Source organism: Mycolicibacterium sp. SMGY-1XX, assembly GCF_059132455.1.
In genome coordinates this window covers 2192765-2210604 of record NZ_CP101139.1, presented here as the reverse complement: position 1 = coordinate 2210604, position 17840 = coordinate 2192765, and the positions used below count along the sequence as shown (strand labels likewise).

At 64.8% G+C, this 17840-nt stretch carries 16 protein-coding genes and 1 tRNA gene; 6 read left to right on the top strand and 11 right to left on the bottom strand.

Going from position 1 to position 17840, the window contains the following annotated elements; translation table 11 throughout:
* The first annotated feature begins 237 nt into the window (after positions 1 to 237).
* Positions 238 to 1071 carry an IclR family transcriptional regulator domain-containing protein gene (locus NL241_RS10835; RefSeq protein WP_494397510.1) on the top strand — a complete coding sequence of 278 codons (834 nt, stop codon included), beginning with the start codon at positions 238 to 240 and terminating at the stop codon, positions 1069 to 1071.
* Between the two features lie 440 nt (positions 1072 to 1511).
* Here the strand turns inward: NL241_RS10835 and NL241_RS10830 are convergent, their stop codons facing one another.
* Complete coding sequence (locus NL241_RS10830; RefSeq protein ID WP_494397509.1) at positions 1512 to 2504, bottom strand: arginase family protein; 993 nt, start codon at positions 2502 to 2504, stop codon at positions 1512 to 1514.
* A 296-nt stretch (positions 2505 to 2800) separates the two neighbouring features.
* Here NL241_RS10830 and NL241_RS10825 point away from each other — a divergent pair, with 296 nt between their 5' ends.
* The 3 genes from NL241_RS10825 to NL241_RS10815 are packed head-to-tail and all read left to right on the top strand — an operon-like array spanning position 2801 to position 6525.
* On the top strand, positions 2801 to 4168 hold the full coding sequence (locus NL241_RS10825; protein ID WP_494397508.1) for an MFS transporter: 1368 nt from the start codon (positions 2801 to 2803) through the stop codon (positions 4166 to 4168).
* Positions 4161 to 4898 (top strand): creatininase family protein, encoded by a 738-nt coding sequence (locus NL241_RS10820; protein WP_494397507.1) that lies wholly within the window; start codon positions 4161 to 4163, stop codon positions 4896 to 4898. Before NL241_RS10825 ends, NL241_RS10820 begins: the two co-directional genes overlap by 8 nt.
* 25 nt (positions 4899 to 4923) lie before the next feature.
* Positions 4924 to 6525, top strand: a complete 1602-nt coding sequence (locus NL241_RS10815; RefSeq protein ID WP_487697158.1) for a purine-cytosine permease family protein — start codon at positions 4924 to 4926, stop codon at positions 6523 to 6525.
* Between the two features lie 245 nt (positions 6526 to 6770).
* Here the strand turns inward: NL241_RS10815 and NL241_RS10810 are convergent, their stop codons facing one another.
* From NL241_RS10810 to NL241_RS10790, 5 genes are all read right to left on the bottom strand, one after another.
* Entirely contained in the window at positions 6771 to 7943 is a 1173-nt protein-coding gene (locus NL241_RS10810; protein WP_494397506.1) for an aspartate aminotransferase family protein, read from the bottom strand.
* A gap of 111 nt (positions 7944 to 8054) precedes the next feature.
* Complete coding sequence (locus tag NL241_RS10805) at positions 8055 to 8813, bottom strand: cysteine hydrolase family protein (RefSeq protein ID WP_487697155.1); 759 nt, start codon at positions 8811 to 8813, stop codon at positions 8055 to 8057.
* 6 nt (positions 8814 to 8819) lie between these two features.
* Positions 8820 to 9557 carry a DUF1989 domain-containing protein gene (locus tag NL241_RS10800; RefSeq protein ID WP_487697153.1) on the bottom strand — a complete coding sequence of 246 codons (738 nt, stop codon included), beginning with the start codon at positions 9555 to 9557 and terminating at the stop codon, positions 8820 to 8822.
* Between the two features lie 32 nt (positions 9558 to 9589).
* On the bottom strand, positions 9590 to 11131 hold the full coding sequence (locus tag NL241_RS10795; RefSeq protein WP_494397505.1) for an aldehyde dehydrogenase family protein: 1542 nt from the start codon (positions 11129 to 11131) through the stop codon (positions 9590 to 9592).
* Positions 11128 to 12324, bottom strand: a complete 1197-nt coding sequence (locus NL241_RS10790; RefSeq protein WP_494397504.1) for an NAD(P)/FAD-dependent oxidoreductase — start codon at positions 12322 to 12324, stop codon at positions 11128 to 11130. Before NL241_RS10790 ends, NL241_RS10795 begins: the two co-directional genes overlap by 4 nt.
* Positions 12325 to 12566: 242 nt before the next feature.
* On the opposite strand from NL241_RS10790, the gene NL241_RS10785 reads away from it, so the two are divergent.
* Positions 12567 to 13388, top strand: coding sequence for an IclR family transcriptional regulator domain-containing protein (locus tag NL241_RS10785; RefSeq protein WP_487697149.1), 822 nt, complete (start codon positions 12567 to 12569; stop codon positions 13386 to 13388).
* A gap of 213 nt (positions 13389 to 13601) precedes the next feature.
* Positions 13602 to 14285 (top strand): NADPH-dependent F420 reductase, encoded by a 684-nt coding sequence (locus NL241_RS10780; RefSeq protein WP_494398281.1) that lies wholly within the window; start codon positions 13602 to 13604, stop codon positions 14283 to 14285.
* Positions 14286 to 14363: 78 nt separating this feature from the next.
* Here NL241_RS10780 and NL241_RS10775 read toward each other — a convergent pair whose 3' ends face one another.
* The 5 genes from NL241_RS10775 to NL241_RS10755 all read right to left on the bottom strand — a co-directional run bounded on the left by NL241_RS10775 (position 14364) and on the right by NL241_RS10755 (position 17787).
* Positions 14364 to 14924, bottom strand: coding sequence for an Rv1733c family protein (locus NL241_RS10775; protein ID WP_494397503.1), 561 nt, complete (start codon positions 14922 to 14924; stop codon positions 14364 to 14366).
* Positions 14925 to 14995: 71 nt separating this feature from the next.
* Complete coding sequence (locus NL241_RS10770; RefSeq protein WP_494397502.1) at positions 14996 to 15427, bottom strand: chromate resistance protein ChrB domain-containing protein; 432 nt, start codon at positions 15425 to 15427, stop codon at positions 14996 to 14998.
* Entirely contained in the window at positions 15424 to 15921 is a 498-nt protein-coding gene (locus tag NL241_RS10765; protein WP_487697143.1) for a Chromate resistance protein ChrB, read from the bottom strand. Before NL241_RS10765 ends, NL241_RS10770 begins: the two co-directional genes overlap by 4 nt.
* Before the next feature lie 275 nt (positions 15922 to 16196).
* Positions 16197 to 16270, bottom strand: a tRNA-Met gene (locus NL241_RS10760).
* Between the two features lie 119 nt (positions 16271 to 16389).
* Positions 16390 to 17787 (bottom strand): FAD-binding oxidoreductase, encoded by a 1398-nt coding sequence (locus NL241_RS10755; RefSeq protein WP_494397501.1) that lies wholly within the window; start codon positions 17785 to 17787, stop codon positions 16390 to 16392.
* Positions 17788 to 17840: the final 53 nt, after the last annotated feature.

Sequence of the window (17840 nt, the reverse complement as noted above, 5' to 3'; positions counted from 1 at the left end):
CCTCGCCGTTGGATGCCGATCATGGGGTCTCCTTCTGACGAAGAGAAGTTTTGTGCGCAGTGCGCGTATTTCCTCGTTATGCGCACAACCAGATTCCCACAGTGCCGCGCATCACGCAACGCCTGAACTGAGACACGCCCCGGGCGCGTTCTGTCGGAGGTGTTTCACCCGCCTCCGATCTGCGAGAGACACATACCGGTACCTTCATCAGCAGACCCGCGACACTGAAGTCACGGCATGGAACGGAAAGGGCAAGGGGTGGAAGAGGACCGCGAGCGCTATTTCGTTCAGTCGTTCGCGCGCGGTTTGGAGGTACTCCACACGTTCTCTCGGACACAGGATCGCCTGACTGTCGCCGAACTGGCGGAAATCACGGGATTGCACAGTGCCGCCGCACGTCGATTCGTCCTCACGCTCAATGATCTGGGCTACTTGCGACCTGAGGGCCGTCACTACACGCTGACCACCAAAGTGCTGGAACTCGGGCACGCCTACCTCGCCTCTGACCCGTTACACACGACGGTGAAGCCGTACCTCGACCATTTGGTCGAGACCATCATCACCACGACGTCACTGCGGGTGCTCGACGCCGGCGTGGCCGTCCGCGACCGGGATGCGGTGGTGTACGTCGCCTACGCCCGAGCGGAGTCCCTGTTCGTACTCAACGTGTCGGCCGGATCCAGCTATCCCGCGTGGGTGGCCTCGACCGGCCGGGTCCTTCTGAGCGCGGACAGTCCCGGAGAACTCGACACCTATCTCGACGAAGTCGAACTGGTCCGATACACGCGCAAGACGGTGGCAACCAAGTCGGCGCTGCGGCGCAGCATCACCGCAGTCGCGGAGCAGGGTTGGGCGATGGTCGACCAGGAATTCGATGAGCGCCTGTGTTCGTACGCGGTACCCATCCTCGATGAATCGAACAACGTCGTTGCCGCGCTGAACCTTTCAGTGATGCACAACGACGACTACGGCACTGAGCACCACTTCGCGGTGGTCACCGAACTCAAGCAGGCAGCGTCCTTGATTCGAGCCGAGGTCGGTCGACACAGCGGCGCGGACGCGGCCGGATGAGTCCGCGATTTCACCGTGAGAAACGTTCTGCCCGAGTGTGTTTGTCTGCGCCCGCGGCGTCAGCCGAGAAGTGACGAGGCTCCGACGGGTGAAGCCGAACTCGCGCCAGCAGAGCTCGAGTGGCGGGCTCATCGACATTGCCTGCGTATCCGTCAAGCCAGCGACACAACGCCGAGACCAACGCAAGCGGGACGACGTGTTCTTCCCGTATTGCCACGGAGAGCATCCTCGTGATGACGTCCCAGTACTGGCCGCAGCCGAGTTCCAGAAAGACGGCTGCGCGCTCAGCGGCCGATAGGTCTCCGGCTAGATCGTCTGCCAACCGCCACGCCAGGTCGTCGCTACGCAACGGCGATTCCATCTTCACTCACCCCTAGCCGGATCTGTACTGCAGTAGGGACGCTGATCCGCCAGCGCGCAGACCAGCGCCCCGCCCGCGCTTACGCGTTGATCTTGCGATCGGCGATGAGAGCGACGATCTCATGCATGACCGCTGCGGCCACCATTGCGGTGACCTTGCTGGGCAGGTCACGGGTGGGCATCAAGCACACCACGTCGCCTCCGACGACGTTCTTACCCCGCATGGCCCGGAGGATCTCGGTGACCTGGTCCACGTTGAAGCCCACTGTTCCCGCTTCGATGTTCGAGACGCCTGGCGCCACGGTGGCGTCTAGGCAGTCCAGATCGAAAGTGATGTACAGCGGGGTGTCTCCGATGCGCTTCTGGATCATGTCGATGACCGCTGCCGCACCTTCCTGCTGATAGCGCTTCATCGTGACCACGTCGTAGCCGAGTTCGTACGAGCGGTCCAACCAGCCTGGGCTACGGGGATTTCCGCGCATACCTATCTGAACGCTCTTGGACGCATCCACGTTGCCCTGATGAACAAGGTAGGCCGCCCAGTTGGCCGCTGACTTCTTGGCACCGAGCCAGTGGTCGAGACTGTCGTAGGCATCGGTGTGCGCATCGAAATGCAGCAGCGCAACCTTCTCCCCGAGCGCTGAGTTCTCATCACCGGCGATACCCTGCACGATGCCGCCGGTGATGCCGTGATCACCGCCGATGGACACCGTGCGGGCTCCCGCCCGAAATACTCGGTCGTAGAACGCCGAGATCCGTTCGATGCTCTTTTCGTTGTCGGCATACTCCGGTAGCGGCACATCGCCGAGGTCGGCGACGTTCACCGCGTCCCAGGCCATGAAACCGAATGCGTCGTGGTAACGACGGGCATTGGCAGAGATGTCACGGACAGCCCGCGGGCCATGATGCTGATCGCGCAAGGTGGTGTTGTTGCCGGACGAATGCGGAACACCGACCAGCGCTATGTCGACGCCTTCCGGACTCTTGACGTGAGGGGCGCGGAACAAGGTCGGGATGCCCCACCACTCCAGCATCTCCACCATCATCGTGTCGGCCTCGTCGTTATGACTCACGGTCGGACCCTCTCTCAGGAAGTGCGTAAAGCGCACGTTTGGTCGTTATACGCCCTTAGGTTGCTTGGTTCCGCCGGATTCGTCAAGGGCGAAAGCCGTGAAACCCCTTGGTATTACTGCGCACACGCCCACGCGCGCCCGCAAGGGACCGAAGGGCGGTGTCCATCCCAGCCGGTTAAAGCTGGGTAAATTCGCCGGATGTGTCGCTTGACACACCCACGCACCGGCGCCCACACTTGTGCACCACTAGAACGCACTTTTGTGCGCAGTGCGCACACTGAAGGGATCTGCGCGATATGACCGGCAATTCAGTGATCGACGACTCACCCATACTCGGGTTCCACCGCAAGTTGCGCTGGCAGTGTTCGGGCGGCACCTTCCTCGATGGGTACCTGCTCAGTTCGATGGCTGTCGCCATCCCCGGTGTGATCAACGAGTTTTCGTTGTCGTCAATGCTGCTGAGCGTCATGGCCGTTGCCGCCCTGGTGGGCATCTTCGGCGGGAGCTTGATCTTCGGCTGGCTCAGTGACCGGGTCGGTCGGCACACGTTGTTCACCATCGACCTGGTGGCCTTCGCTGTCGCAGCGTTGCTCACCTTCTTCGTCACCGAGGCCTGGCAACTGATAGCGCTGCGGTTGATCGTGGGCCTGGCTGTCGGCGCCGACTACCCCCTGGCGATGACCATGGTCACCGAATGGATGCCCACCAAACACCGGGCCGGCGGCATCGGTCTCCTGGTCATGTCGTGGTTTGGTGGCGCCGTCACCGCCTACGTCGTCGGCTATTTCATCGTTGCGGGGGCCGGCGACGGAGCGTGGCGGTGGGTCCTGGGCAGTGCTGTCATCCCCGCGGTGATCACGTTGATCCTGCGCGTCGGAATGCCGGAGTCGCCTCGGTGGCTGCTCTCGAGAGGTCGGCGCGACGAGGCATTGCAGATCATCCGCGACGTGTACGGACCCGACGCCACCCTCTCCGGTTTGACCTCTGTTGATTCCGGTGCACAAGGGCAAGGCCGGCTCCGCGAGCTCTTCTCCCGGCGATACCTCCGCCGAACCGCCTTCGCCACTGGCCCTTACACCGCACAGACCACCGCCTTCTTCGTGATCCTCACCTTCGAACCGACGATTCTGCTGTCATTCGGGCTCGAGCACGGCAACGCGAGCTACCTGGGGTCCGCCCTGACCAGTCTGCTCTTCCTCTTGGGTTGCCTACCGGTGCTGCGCTGGGCAGAGACGGTGGGACGCCGGCGCCTCTACATCTGGTCATTCGCCCTCATGACCCTGCCCCTGCTGATCCTGGGGATGGTTCCCCTCGAGGCGGCAGCGCTGGTGGTGGCGTGTTTCTGCTTCTACGCTTTCGTCTCCGGACCCACGAACGTGTTGTCGTGGTCCTACCCGAACGAGTTGTTCCCCACCCACATCCGCGCGACCGCAGTAGGATTCGCCACCACCATGACCCGCATCGGCGCCACGGCCGGCACCTTTTTGCTCCCGATCCTGCTGGAGTCCATCGGCACCCGCCCGACCATGCTGATCGGCGCCGCCGTCGTCGGATCCGGACTGCTGATGTGCATATTGTGGGCACCAGAAACCAGCGGACGCCCACTCGACGATGTCTCGAGTGAGGGAAGCGGTGCACTCGAGGGAGCCGCCCATCATGACTGATCTCACCGGCACGTGGCCATACCTGCACGAACAGCTGGGGTCCGGACGCCCCGCCGTCCTGGCGATCGGATCATTTGAAGCACACGGACCGCATCTGCCCGCAGATACCGACACCGTGATCGCTGCGGCCATGGCACACGAACTGGCCCGCCGCGCTTCCGGTATCGCGTTGCCCGTGCTCCCCTACGGCGCCACCTCGCGACCCCGCTCCGGCGGCGGCGACGTGTTTCCCCTGCCAGCCTTGCGCATTCCCACCCTTTTCAGTGCGGTCAGCGAGATCGTCGCAGGCGTCGTCGCGGCGGGCGCCCGGAAATTGGTGGTCCTCACCGGCCACTACGAGAACGCGTCCGTGCTGTGGGATGCCGTCTACGAGGCGACACGGGAAACACCCTGTTGTTCCGTGGTTTTCGATGCACCATGGGAACTGATCGACGCCGATATCCTGTCCGCGACGTTTCCGGGCGGGGTGAACTGGGCAGCTGACCACGGCGGTCTCCTCGAGACCGCCATCATGCGCCACCTGGCACCCGATCGAGTCGGCGACGCTCCCCCGCCGTGGGATCTCACTCCTCGCAATTACGACGTTCTGCCCACCCCGAAGGACGCTGTGCCGCCCAGCGGCATCGTCAACGACGCCCGATATGTCACCGCTGATGACGGCGCCGTGCTCTTCAACGCGATGCTCGACGGTCTCGAGGCCGCCCTGCGTCGCGAACAGTTCCTCACCTGACCCCTTCTCCTTCCGGAAAGCCACGATGCCCGAACCACATTCACCGTCTGCGCAGAAACCGCTCGTCGAGTCCTACGGCGTGGAACCGATCCCGCCCGAGGCTCGCACCTCGACTCCATGGGACTTCCTGCGGATCGCCACCGGCTCGGTGCTCACCACCGCCACGGTGCTGCTCGGAACACTGCCCATCGCGTTGGGGCTGAGCTTCGCCGCGGCCACCACCGCCATCGTGGTGGGCGTGGGGATCGGCGCCCTGCTACTGGCGCCGCTGGCCTCCATCGGTCAGCGATCCCATACCAACAACGCCGTGTCCTCGGGTGCACATTTTGGTGTCACCGGCCGGGTGGTTGGGTCCATACTGTCGTTGCTGGTCGCCATCACGTTCTTCACGCTGTCGGTGTGGGTGTGTGGCGATGCCGTGGTGGCCGCGATCGGGCTGGTGGATCCGGGCCTGGCCACCAACCTCACCGCGGCCATCGCCTACGGGTTGACAGCGTTGGCCACCTTTGCCATCTGCGTCGTCGGCTACCGTTGGCTGCTGGCCGCCAACAAGTTCCTGGCCCCGGCCATGCTGATCCTGATGGCCCTGGGTTTCGTGGCGCTGGGCGGACGAATGGACTTCGGGTACAGCGGAACCGGCGAGTATCTACTCGGCGGTTTCTGGACCACCTGGGTTGCAGCCCTGCTCATCGTCATGGCCAACCCCATCTCCTACGGCCCTTTCCTGGGTGACTGGTCTCGCTATGTGCCACAACGGTTTCCGGCTCGACACCTGCGCCTCGCCGTCATCGTGGCACAGATATCGTCATTGATCCCATTTATCTTCGGTGCCGCCACCGCATCGCTGGTGCCCGACGCCGCGGCGTACATCGCCGGCCTGGTCGAGATCTCCCCCGCGTGGTACGTGGCTCCGTTGATCGTCGTCCTCATCGGCGGGAGCCTCGGCGGCAGCACCTCCTCGCTGTACGGAACGGGCCTGGATTTTTCCTCGGTGATTCCCCGGCTGAACCGGATGCAAGCCACCGTCGCGGTCGGCGCCATCTCGATCGTGCTCGTGTTCCTCGGCAGGTTCGTCTTCAATCTCGTGGACACCGTCAATGCCTTCACCACATTGATCCTCGTACTCTCCGCACCGTGGGTGTCGATCCTGCTGGTCGGCTACCTGACCCGCCGGGGTCACTACCTCGTCGAGGACCTGCAGGTGTTCAACCGCGGCCAGGAAGGCGGCGCGTACTGGTTCACCCGTGGCTTCAACGTCCGCAGCATGGTCGCCTGGTTCATCGGCGCGGCACTGGGCCTGCTGACCGCGCACACGGCGCTGATCTCCGGGCCGTTGCAGAACATCGCCGGTGGGATCGACGTCAGCTTTTTCCTGTCCTTCCTCGTCAGCGGTTCGGTTTACTACGTGGCATTGTGGCTGTTCCCGGAGCCCAGGTACGTGTTCCCAGAAGCCGGCCCTCGCCTGGCACCAGCGAACCACGATGCCGTCACGGCCCCGGAAATCGTGACTGTCGACGCCAAACTGGCACGCCGACGGCTGCCCTCCGCTCAGGAGCTCGAGGAAGAACGCCGGCAGCGCCACGGCCGATCGGAAGCGACGAACATCGCGACTCCGACGCCGGACTGAACCGCCCCGCTGTCACCAACGGCGCGCAGTGCTCGATGCCTGCGCGCCGTTGCTTAGTGTGCTGTGACGGACCGGATTTCGAGCCGTAGCACCACCGGCGGCGGGCCCACCCGGCCGTCTCGAGAGCCCGCCTACCGCACCAGGGCGGCAGCGCACCGATCGGTCGATAACTCTGTCCGAAGCCGAATGTCGTCGGCCTTCGAAACGTCAAGCCCAGCTCGGTCGACTCGTGGTTCACAGCTGGATCAGCGCATCCGGGGGCCGCACACGCCGATCACGATGTCACCGATGGCCGCGACCTGCTCGTCGGTCATGGCCGTCGACAAGGCCAACAGACCGTTGGTGCCTGCCAGCACACCGGCGCGGTAGAGCTCCCACCACGCGGCACCGGGGTGATCGACGATCAGCCGGATCAATGAGCCGCTGCCGTTCGCGGTGACCCCGTGCTGATTGAGCCTGCTGCGCAGAGCATCTCCGCGCGCGTTGAGGTTGTTGATGCTCTCGGCCGTGAGTCGGCGCAGAGCCACCATGCCCGCGGCCATGGTGACGGGATTGGCGCTGAAAGTGCCTCCCCATGCCACCGGCCCGTCGGCCAACGGGCTGAAGGAGGACAAGACCTCGGCGCTACCGCCGACGGCCCCGACGGGGAATCCGCCGCCGATGACCTTTCCCAGCGAGACCAGGTCGGGCTGCAGACCATAGCGGGCATGCAGGCCACCGGGTTCGAGACGGAAGGTGATGACCTCGTCCACTGCGAGCAGGACGTCGTGCGCACGGGTGAGTTCGACCAGCCGGGCGACGTCGCGCGCATCGGCGGGGTTGAGGCCGGCGCGGTTGGGCATCAGGTCGATGAGTACGGCAGCGACGCGGCCTCGGTGATGATCCAAGGCACGCTCAACGGCATCGATGTCCGCTTGTGGCACTTCGATCACCGAGTCTCCCAGGCTGACGGGAACCCCTTTGGCGGTGGACGAGACGGCGGCGTCGTACGTGCCGTGGTAGCTGCCTTCGAAGCGGATGATGGTGTCACGTCCCGTATGGGCCCGTGCGGCGCGGATGAGCATCATCACCGCCTCGGTGCCGGAGTTACAGAACCGCCATTGCGCGATGCCGCCGGTCCGTTCCCGCAGCAGTTCCGCCATTTCGACCTCGTAACGGGTCGGCAGACCGAATGCAGTTCCAGCAGTCGCGACTTCACGCGCGGTGTGCAGGATCTCGGGGTCGGCGTGACCGTGGATCAACGCGGTGTAGTTGTTGTTGCAATCGATGACCACGTGCCCGTCGGCGTCGGTGACCTCCGCCCCCTCGCCGCGCACCGCATACGGTGGGTGTGGGGCGACGAACAACGTGGAGCGGGTGTTCCCGCCGGGCATGACCTCGAGTGCGCGCTGATACAGCCGTTCATCGGTGCGTGGCATAGTGCGAGTCTCTCCATGAGTGAAGGTGGTTCTTTTCAGAGCGTTGACGGACCCGCGCTACTGGTGCCGGGACCGCGCTCCAGGGGCACGCGATCCCGGCACCCGCTCAGGTCAGGCGAGTTCGCCATCTCCCGCGCCACTCAGCTCAGCCATGCACTCTTGGCTGCTCAGCACGTCACAGACGATCATCTGGCAGTTGCGCAGTGAGGCGAAGTGCATCTCTTCGGCGGTGACGTGATGCTCTTCCTTGGTGATCGGGTGCAACGTGGTGCCGCCGATCGTTCCGAGGCAGTCATGCACCATCACCGCGTTGAAATTGCGGAAGTTGGCGTCACGAGCCGTTGATTCGCAACACGATCCCGTGGCCACTCCGGTGATCAGCACCGTGTCGCGGCCGAGATCGCGAAGGAGTTGCTCGAGCCCGGTCTGGTAGAAACCGCTCATCCTCTTGCGCTCGATGAACCAGTCGCCGTACTTCTCTGCGGACAGGGGCAGCTCCGGGATCACCTTCACCCCGAATGTGCCCTCCCGCAGCCCTTTACCACCGTCGTCACGCAGCGCCGGCCGCTTGTCGAAGACCGGCCCGCCGTCGATCCGGCCCCGGCATACATACGTCAGACAGATGACCGGGATGTCATGCTCGTGGCAGAAGTCGACGAGCTCGACGGTGGGTTCGACCGTCCGTGTCATGTGTGAGATGTCGAATCCGGTGCGGGCGTATGCACCTTCGGGGTGAAACCACTCGTTCTGGAAGTCGATCAGGATCAGAGCCGTCCGCTCGGGCGACAACGTGGGTGAGATCCGAGCGATGCTGGCGGCCCCGGCGGGTGTGTTCGCCGGCCGAGGCGCATTCGCGCGTGTCTGGGTCATGGTGGTCTACAGACCGGTCTTTGCGATGACGCGGCCACGCTTGCGAAGCTCCTGGTGCAGCCACTCGTAGTGGTCGAGCACCGGGAACGGTTCGGCGTCGGAGTCTTCGAAGATCTCGACCTTGACCGGCGTGCAGTTGCCCGCATTGCAGGCGGTCGTGATGTCTTCGGGGCAGTTGGCGAAGGCGACCAACACGTCCATCTCGGCACGGAACTCGATGTAGTCGCCTGCCTTGGTGATGGGCTCGTTGATGAAAAACCCGTCACGCTCGACGTCGTAGGGGTAATTCATGAAGACGTTCATGGGATCGGGCACCTCGGAGTAGTCGACGCCGAACGGCGCGATGGCCTTGCCGATGATCTCGTGGCAGCCGTCCACATCCACCCCACCCAAGACATTCATCATGAAGCGGTTACACATCCGGTGATGCAGATCGTGCACACCCTTGCGCTCGGCCGTTTCCTTGAGGATCGTCATCAGCGGACGGCAGCTGGTCGACATCACCCAGTCACCTTCGCCGATGGTGTTGCGCGGCAGATACTCCGATCCCTGCGGCGCGAAGTAACGGGAGCGTGAGTAGCTTGCCGACAGCTTCTCTCGCCGATCGTTGTTGTTCCAGACGACGAAATCGATGACCTGCTTTCCTTCGACGTCGGTGAGGCGAATGATCTGACCCTGCTTGACGATACCGGCGTAGCCCTGTTTGGCCCCGACGACCTGCTCTTCGATCTTGGTCAGTGACATGCGATTCTCCTAGGTGATAACGGTTGTTTGAGTTACTTGCCGACCGGGAGGGTGCGGCTCTGCTCGCGCGCGAAGCCCTGCAGGTACCACGGGCCGAGGCCGCCCTTGCCCGAAGAACCGCTGGATTTCCATCCGCAGAACGTCTGGATGCCGGGCCAGGCGCCGGTGGTGGCCCCGGTGCGGCGGTTGACGTAGAGCACGCCGGCCTCGATGCGGTCTAGGAAGTCCTCGACCTCGTTCTCATCGGCGCTGAAAACCCCGGCGGCCAAGCCGTAATCAACCGCGTTGGCCTCGTCGATGGCGGCGTCGAACGAATCCACTTTGGTGACCGTGACGAACGGCAGGAACAGCTCTTTGCGGGTGAGTTCGTGCCCGACGGGCAGCTCGGTAACCACGGTGGGATTGACGAAGTAGCCTTCCCGGTCGGGCCGGTCTCCCCCCACGATGGTGGCTCCGGCGGCGCGCGCGGACGCCACCGCGTCCTCGAAACGGTCCACGGCAGCCTGGTCGATGACGGGGCCCATGAAGGCATGCGCGTCTTCGGGCGCTGATACGGTCAGCGCCCGCACTCGCTCGGCCAGCTTCGCCACGAAGTCGTCGTGCACGTCGGCCTGTACCACCACACGGGAGCAGGCCGAGCACTTCTGCCCCGACAGCCCATACGCCGACCGGGCCACCCCTTCGGCCGCGGCGTCGATGTCGGCGTTGCTCGAGACCACCGTGACGTTCTTGCCGCCCATCTCGGCCAGCACCGGCCGGCCGAACGGGCCGTCGTTGAGCGCCCGGACCATGTTCCACCCGATGTCGGCCGACCCGGTGAAGGCGATACCGTCGACCGGCGCGGCAGTCAGCGCCTTACCGGTGGCCGCGCCCCCATGGATGAGGTTGACCACGCCGGCAGGGGTGTGCCGGGCCAGGATCTCGGTCACGATCGCGCCGGAGCGCGGCGCCTTGTCGCTGGGCTTTATCACCACGGTGTTGCCCATCAAGAGTGCAGCCGTTGCCATCCCGATGTTGAGAGCGGCCGGGAAGTTGAACGGACCGATCACGGCGAACACCCCATAGGGACGCAGCAGGTCGGTGTTCTCCTCGTTGGGGTCGGCGGTGTTCATCCGCGTGCGGAAGTCACCCGACTTCTCGAACTGCGTGGTGTACGTGTCGACCAGATCGACGACTTCCTGAGCTTCCCCGAGCGCCTCCAGCCTCGACTTCCCTGTCTCGGCTGACAGGATGCCGGCGATCTCGATCAAGCGGTCCTCGAAGTCTTGCTGTGCGGCGCGCAGTGCAGCGGCGCGCTTGATCGTCGAGGTCCGGCGCCAATCCTTCTGCGCCTCCTTGGCCGCGGCCACTGCATCGGCAACCAGCGCCTCGTCGGCCGCGTGGGCCCGCGTGACAACCTCGCCGGGATGCGCCGGATTGACGCGGGTGAACACGTCGCCGGAGTCGATCGCGCGGCCGCCGATCAGATGCGCCAGTGTGCCGCCGGTGGTGCGGCCCTTCTCCAGCGCGGCTTCGAAAGCCGCCCCTGTGTCCGCGTCGGTATGCGTGCTGGCGTAATTCACGCGTGCATTCACTGTTGTGCTCCTTGCAGGTTGGCTCCGGCGACTGCCGGATCGGATGATGCGAGACGGGCGGGATCCCACTTGGATCCGGGACCCGCCAATGTCGGCGTGAGACCTTGCAGGTACTCGGTCACCGTCAGGCCGATGGCCGGGGACAGCTGAATACCGTTGCCGCCGGCACCGATTGCGCAGATCACCCGAGGGTTGGCCGGGTGCGGCCCCACGACAGGCTGCTGATCGAACGACATGGGGTACATGCCGGCCCAGCCGCGGCCGATCCCTGCGCCGTCGAGTTTCGGCAGGCGCTCTGCGAGTGCCTCGGCGATCTGCTCGGTGAACGGCTCATCGGCGTTGTAGGAGACGCTATCGGGGTCGCTGGCGTCCTGAATGGTCTCCTCGGTATGCAAACCAGCGAACAGGGAGAACTCGTTCTCGTGCCGGAAGTACAGACCGGCGCGCCCGCTACCGGGCACATAGTCCATCACCGAGGTCATGACGTACCCCAGCGGCTTGCTCAACGTCACCGTGATTGCTTGGTGACGTTGCGGATTCAGCGTCACCGGCGCACCGAGGAGGTTTCCGACCTTGCCGGCCCATCCCCCGGCAGCATTGACGACGATGTCGGCGACGACCTCGCCGCGGGTGGTCTGCAGTAGGAATTCTCCACCGCTGCCCGAGGTGGCTCCCAGCAGCTTGGCCTTCTGGAGAATCGTCGCTCCGTTGCGACGCGCGATGTCGCCCATTGCATTGGAGAACAGATGTCCGTCGACGTAACCGTCGCTGGGACCGTACAGGCCTCCGATCCGGTCGCCCATCTCCAAGTGTGGGATGAGCTTGGCGATGTCGGCTTTGTCCAGCACGCGGGCGTCATCGACCCCGTGTTTCCTCTGTAGGTCGACACTGCGGGCGTAGCTTTCGAGCGCCTGTTCCGAATCCCCCAGCCGCAGATAACCGTTGGTGTTGAAGTGCAGACCGTCGGTGACAGCCAACTTCTTGGCGAATCGAAGCCCGAACGCGCGCACCGCGATGTCGAATTCGTTCATGTACTGGGTTTCGATGATCCCTATCGACCGGCTCGACGACCCTTCGGCGATGTGTTCAGCCTCCACTACGGTCACCTCGAACTGCCCCGCCTCGGCCAGGTGCAACGCCGTCGACAGGCCAAGCGCACCGGCACCCACAATCGCCACGCGCGTCCTACTCATCTGATCCTCCATTCCCCGAGCGGTACAGGGATTTGTTCGCAATGCGCCCGTTACGTCGTTATGCGCCCGCCCTAGTGTGCCTACCGACGTTGCGGTCGTCAATAGGGGCCTGAGCTCGTGCGATCAGATAGCCATCTGCACGCAGAGCGAACACCAGCGCAGAGCGCACGTCAGCGGGCTGTCGGCCCGGTATGTTCTAAGTGGCCGACTCACACGTGGCGAGACACAGAGAAGAGAATCCGATGGAAGACGAGCGCGAACGCCACTACGTGCAATCGCTCGAACGCGGACTGGCTGTCATCCAGTCCTTCAGTGAGTCCCGGGATCGGCAGACCATCGCGGACGTCGCCGAGGCCACCGGATTGACCCGTGCCGCGGCCCGTCGATTCATCCTCACCTTGGTGGACCTGGGGTACCTGCGCGCCGATGGGCGCTACTTCGCCATGACTCCCAAGATTCTCGAGCTGGGGTACTCCTATTTGACGTCAGCTCCGCTGTCAGCGACCGTACTGCCACATCTGACCGACCTCATTTCGAAGGTGGGGGCCGACACCCCGCTTTCGATCCTCGACGCCGGCCTCACGGTGTTGCACGGTTCCGAGATCGTCTACGTCGCACACGCGCGCGCGGAGAACCTGTTCATGCTCAACGTCTCGACCGGCACCCGTTTTCCCGCCTGGATCACCTCGACCGGTCGCGTGCTCTTGAGTGCGCTGACCGACCACGAACTCGACGAATACCTCAAGGGTGTCGAGATCGCCAAGTACACCGATATGACCGTCACCTCGAAGTCACTGTTACGCAAGAGTATTCGCGAGATCAGCGCCCGTGGGTGGGCTGTGCTCGACCAGGAGTTCGACGAACGCCTCTGCGCCTACGCAGTTCCGGTATACGATCGCTCACAGCACCCGGTAGCTGCACTGAACCTCTCGGTGATGCACACATCTTCGCGTCCCGAGGAGTACGAGTCGGCGTTGATCAGCGCGATGACCAATACCGCCGCCCGTATCGAGGCCGACCTACGTTTGCGCCGCGGGCCCGCAGACCTGACCCAATCCATCTAGCGAGAAGGTTCCGGGGTGCCTACCGCCGTATGACGATGGCGATAGACCCCTCCCTCATCTCTCGTCCCGGGCCAACCTGCAAGCACGCCATAATCGCTTGGTGGTAGTCAGCTGCGACACAATCTTTTTCGTTACTCAACTCTCCCTGCGCCGGGAACACCACCGGAATGTTGGCCGCTTCCCAGACGTTGACACCAGTCGTACGGAAACTCGATACGGAGGCGGCTCATGAAGATCGGAATCATCGGAGCGGGTCATATCGGCGGCACACTGGTGCGCCGACTGAGCGCACTCGGACACGACGTAGCCGTGGCGAACTCGCGCTCACCCGAGACGCTCGCCGACCTGGCGAGCGAAACCGGAGCGACGGCGGTGTGGGCCAAGGACGCCGCAGCCGACGCCGACCTGGTGATCGTGAGCATCCCGCAGAAGAATGTGCCCGACCTCGCCGACGGCATCGTCGCTGCGCGCAAGCCGGGTGCCCCGGTTATCGAGACCAACAACTACTACCCGCAGCAGCGCGACGGTGAGATCGCGGCGATCGAGGACGGTCAGACCGAGAGCGCCTGGGTGGCAGAGCAAATCGGGGCGCCGGTGTACAAGGTGTTCAACGGAATCTTCTGGAAGCACCTGCTGGAACGCGGCACTCCCAGCGGGACACCCAACCGCATCGCGTTGCCGATCGCCGGTGAAGACGGAGCTGGCCGCGAATTGGTGTACGGCGTCGTCGACCAACTCGGATTCGACCCCGTCGACGCCGGGCCGATCTCGGAATCATGGCGCCAGCAGCCCGGAACACCGGTGTACGGCAAGGACTTCGATGCGGATCGCACTCGCAAAGCACTTGCCGAGGCGACGCCTGAGCGAACCGCCGAATGGAGTGCGCGGACGGCATGAGTCAAAGCTAGGACCTCACGTGTCGGCGCCTGGACCCACGGTCGATTGAAGTTCGGCTTGCTCCCTCGAGATACAGACCTACTGACCTGGGCCGTGGTCGCCTCGACCTTTTTCTGTTGCGAATAGCAGCATCAGTTCGGCGTCCATGCCTGAATCACGCGCTCGGGCCAGCGTCCGCCACCAGGATGTGGTGACCGCGGCGATCAGGGCGGCCAGTGCGCACCACATGATGAATGCCGTGATCGAGGCGTCGATGAGTGCCTGCCGCGCCGGATCCGAAGTGCGCAGATACTGGCCTTGGCGGTCGATCCAGATCGGCACCTGCTCGCCTGGGGTGACCGGGTGGTGGAGGTCGATGGTGTCGCAGCGCTGCCGGCCAAGAGCCAGCCAACAAGCATAAACATGATGGGTCGATTGATGGGTGTCCACCGGCATCGCACTAAACTCAGTTGCCTTGGCCCACACGAGAGTCCACGACGTCTTCTCGGCCCGGTAGTGCTCGACACGAGCCGAGTACACCGCAGCGCCGACGCCCGCGCTGAGCACCGCGGCGACCACGAGAAGCAGCACCGATGCGACGACGACCCAGGCCTCATACCGGTGCTGGCGACCGATCAGCGGATTGCGGCTGACCGCCACTGCGAGCCACGACCGAGCGCCCCATCTGCTGCGCGCGGCCCTTAGCCGACGTACTTGGTGTCCCAGATCGCTCATGAGGGTTCTCGCCCGAGCATGAGACTGCGGCGGTGAAACTCGTAGAGTCCGGTGAAGATCGCCGTAGCGACGGTCAGCGTGTCCTCGTCGGTGCCGGTCATCGAGAGTCCGCGCAGCACGGTGTCCAAGCCGGGGGCTTCGGGCGCGTCGTAGCGGCCGTCGTCCAGGTCGGCTTCGTGCACGATCTCGCCGATGCGCCACAGCACCGGGTCGGTCAATTCATAACGGCGCAGGATGGTCTCGAACGAACAGTCGCCGTGATGGTGGGAAAGTTCAACGCCGCGCATGTCGAAGGCGGTGGCGTCGTCGGGAACCTCGGAAGGGTCACTGACGAACAGAAACTCCGCTTCAGGGTCGATGTATCGGCGGATCAACCAAGCACAAGCGGCGCGGTCGATGTGGATGCCGGCGCGGGTAGCCCATTTCATCGCCGCGCCTCCTGCTCATCGCCGCGCGGCAGCGCCTCTTCCGTCAGCGTGCGCAAGGCTTGCCGCGCCTGCTCACGCTCCGGAGGCGGAAAGAAGTCGCGGCGGGTGATCTCCCGCCAGCGCGTGCGCAGGCGCTTCACCGCGGCCGCGCCGCCGCCATCCGAGTGCGCAGCGATTGCGGCCTCGGTCAAGCTTCGGTATTCGTCCGCCCGGGCCTCGGCCATCTCAGCGGCCAGCTGTCGCTGCTGCGCCGCAGTCGTGGGGCGGGCCACCCACACCCCGGCCTGACCACCCGATTCAGTGACCTCTTCGGCAAGCCACTCGAACTGCTCACGAGTGCGGGCATCCGCCGGCAGCGCCACCACGCCGTCGGAAAGCTGTGCCACGCCCAGCTTCTTGAGCTTGCGCCACACGGTGATTCGCGGCGTCGACGGCTCGCGGGGCAACCGGTAACTCAGCAGCACCCACTCACCGACCTCACCGTCCGTGCCCATGCCAGTATGTAACCACGGTTACAAACGCTCGTCCAGAGGGATTTGGGGCCGGCTAGGGCGATGGTCGGCGGAGCAATCTGTCGTAGAGCGCCGTCACAAAGTCCCGAGGATCGAGGGGGCGAATCGACAGGCCGTGGTTCCGGTCGGTGTGTCCCACCGATGCGGCGCCGAACATTCGCTGTGCGCGGAGAATGAAGCGGAGTCGACGTTTCCGGCACTTCCCCGCCCAATGAGAAACGGCTCCCGGAGTTACCTCCGGGAGCCGTCCTACCTAGTAGCGGGGACAGGATTCGAACCTGCGACCTCTGGGTTATGAGCCCAGCGAGCTACCGAGCTGCTCCACCCCGCGTCGGGTGAACACTAGGTTACTGATCTCGCCCCGGAGCTCCAAATCGTATGGTCAGAGTCCTTTTTTCGTGCGAACGCGCAGGCCCATGCGACTGACCCGCGCGTCCGTAGTGACCGAAATTACAGCGGGTAGCGTGCCACCTGGCCGACGCGCAAGACCCCGGCCGGGTCATAGCGCTCAGCGAGGGCCGCCAGCCAGTACAGCGTGTCCTCGTCGTAGCAGCGGGCCAATCGGGCCGCGTCGGTGGCGGGCGCGAAGTTCGGCAGAGCGCCGCCGGTGGACCACGGCGCCACAGCCTCGATGACCCGGGCAGCGTGGCCGGGCACCAGATCGGCGATCTCCGGGGCCAGCGCACCGATGGTGGCGAGCGCAAAACCGGCATCACGATGGCAGAACGCGCTGCGGTGCGGCGCGGGACGGGCCATCACGCCCCCGAGCTGGCGCACCTCGACGATCGCCTGCACCGACCCGGAATCCGGTCCCGCGACGGCCAGCAACGCGTCCACCGTCTCGGGTGTCAGCTCCCGCAGCAGCGCGTGATCCTCGTGCACCGGCATCGGATTGGGCGGATCGGCGTGCACCGCCCCGATGGCCGCGTACGGCATCACCGTCACCGCATCGATCAGCGGCGTGGCCACCGCCCGCATGGGCGCCAGCAGTCGCTCGGCCTCGGCCACATCACCGAGGGCGACGACCCGTACCGCCAGGGTGAACTTCCCGGCCAGCGGCGCCGGCACCTCCGGCAGAGGTGGAAGTTGCTGCAGCGCAACCGACGTCGTGACGCTTTCCGGCAGCGACAAGCACCAGCCCTGCCAGGTGTGCAGCACCGCCGCAGCGTCGGCGCCGTCGAAGAACAAGGCGCCGCCGTAGAACTCGGCGATCGGCAACAGGTCGATCTCGACGGCGGTGACGATGCCGAGTGTAGCCTTGCTGCCGCGCAGACCCCAGAAGATCTCCGCGTGCTGTTGTGGTGTCACCCAGAGGATTTCGCCGCTACCGGTCACCAGCTCGAACCCGCGCACGTGATCGGAGGACAGTCCGATGCTGCGCACCAGTGGTCCGATACCACCCCCGGTCAGGAACCCCACCACACCGACACCGGGCGCGGATCCGCACGCCGGGGCCAGCCCGTACGGGGTGGCGGCGTCGAGCACCTGCTGCCACTTCACGCCGGCCCCCACATAGGCGGTGCGGTTGAGGGCATCGACATGACAGCCGGACAGATCGCCGGTGTGTACCAGCAGCGTCGTGGGCCCGATGGGCAGCGCGCCATGCCCGGTCGACTGCACGGCAACCGTGAGCCCTCGTGCGGCGGCGAACTGCACTGCCTCGGCGACATCCTGGGCGTTGGCCGCGAACACCGCAGCCGCGGGACGGATCGGCACCGCCACGTTCCACGGGGTGACGCGCTGATAACCGGCGTCGTGGGGCAGCGCAACGCTGCCGGCGACGCGGGCGCGCAGCGCGGCCACGGTCTGGTCGTCGAGTTGCTCACCGGTCAGGTCGGTGACGGTCATGCTGGATCCTTTCGAGCAGGGTGGTTCAGTGAGACAAACCTCACGCACCGCCC

Excerpts from the sequence above, each read along its gene's own strand:
- NL241_RS10785 (WP_487697149.1), top strand. The coding sequence starts at position 12,567 with ATGGAAGACGAGCGCGAACGCCACTACGTGCAATCGCTCGAACGCGGA.
- NL241_RS10825 (WP_494397508.1), top strand. The coding sequence starts at position 2,801 with ATGACCGGCAATTCAGTGATCGACGACTCACCCATACTCGGGTTCCAC.
- NL241_RS10755 (WP_494397501.1), bottom strand. The coding sequence starts at position 17,787 with ATGACCGTCACCGACCTGACCGGTGAGCAACTCGACGACCAGACCGTG.
- NL241_RS10810 (WP_494397506.1), bottom strand. The coding sequence starts at position 7,943 with ATGCCACGCACCGATGAACGGCTGTATCAGCGCGCACTCGAGGTCATG.
- NL241_RS10805 (WP_487697155.1), bottom strand. The coding sequence starts at position 8,813 with ATGACCCAGACACGCGCGAATGCGCCTCGGCCGGCGAACACACCCGCC.
- NL241_RS10815 (WP_487697158.1), top strand. The coding sequence starts at position 4,924 with ATGCCCGAACCACATTCACCGTCTGCGCAGAAACCGCTCGTCGAGTCC.
- NL241_RS10820 (WP_494397507.1), top strand. The coding sequence starts at position 4,161 with ATGACTGATCTCACCGGCACGTGGCCATACCTGCACGAACAGCTGGGG.
- NL241_RS10800 (WP_487697153.1), bottom strand. The coding sequence starts at position 9,557 with ATGTCACTGACCAAGATCGAAGAGCAGGTCGTCGGGGCCAAACAGGGC.
- NL241_RS10835 (WP_494397510.1), top strand. The coding sequence starts at position 238 with ATGGAACGGAAAGGGCAAGGGGTGGAAGAGGACCGCGAGCGCTATTTC.
- NL241_RS10790 (WP_494397504.1), bottom strand. The coding sequence starts at position 12,324 with ATGAGTAGGACGCGCGTGGCGATTGTGGGTGCCGGTGCGCTTGGCCTG.
- NL241_RS10770 (WP_494397502.1), bottom strand. The coding sequence starts at position 15,427 with ATGAAATGGGCTACCCGCGCCGGCATCCACATCGACCGCGCCGCTTGT.
- NL241_RS10765 (WP_487697143.1), bottom strand. The coding sequence starts at position 15,921 with ATGGGCACGGACGGTGAGGTCGGTGAGTGGGTGCTGCTGAGTTACCGG.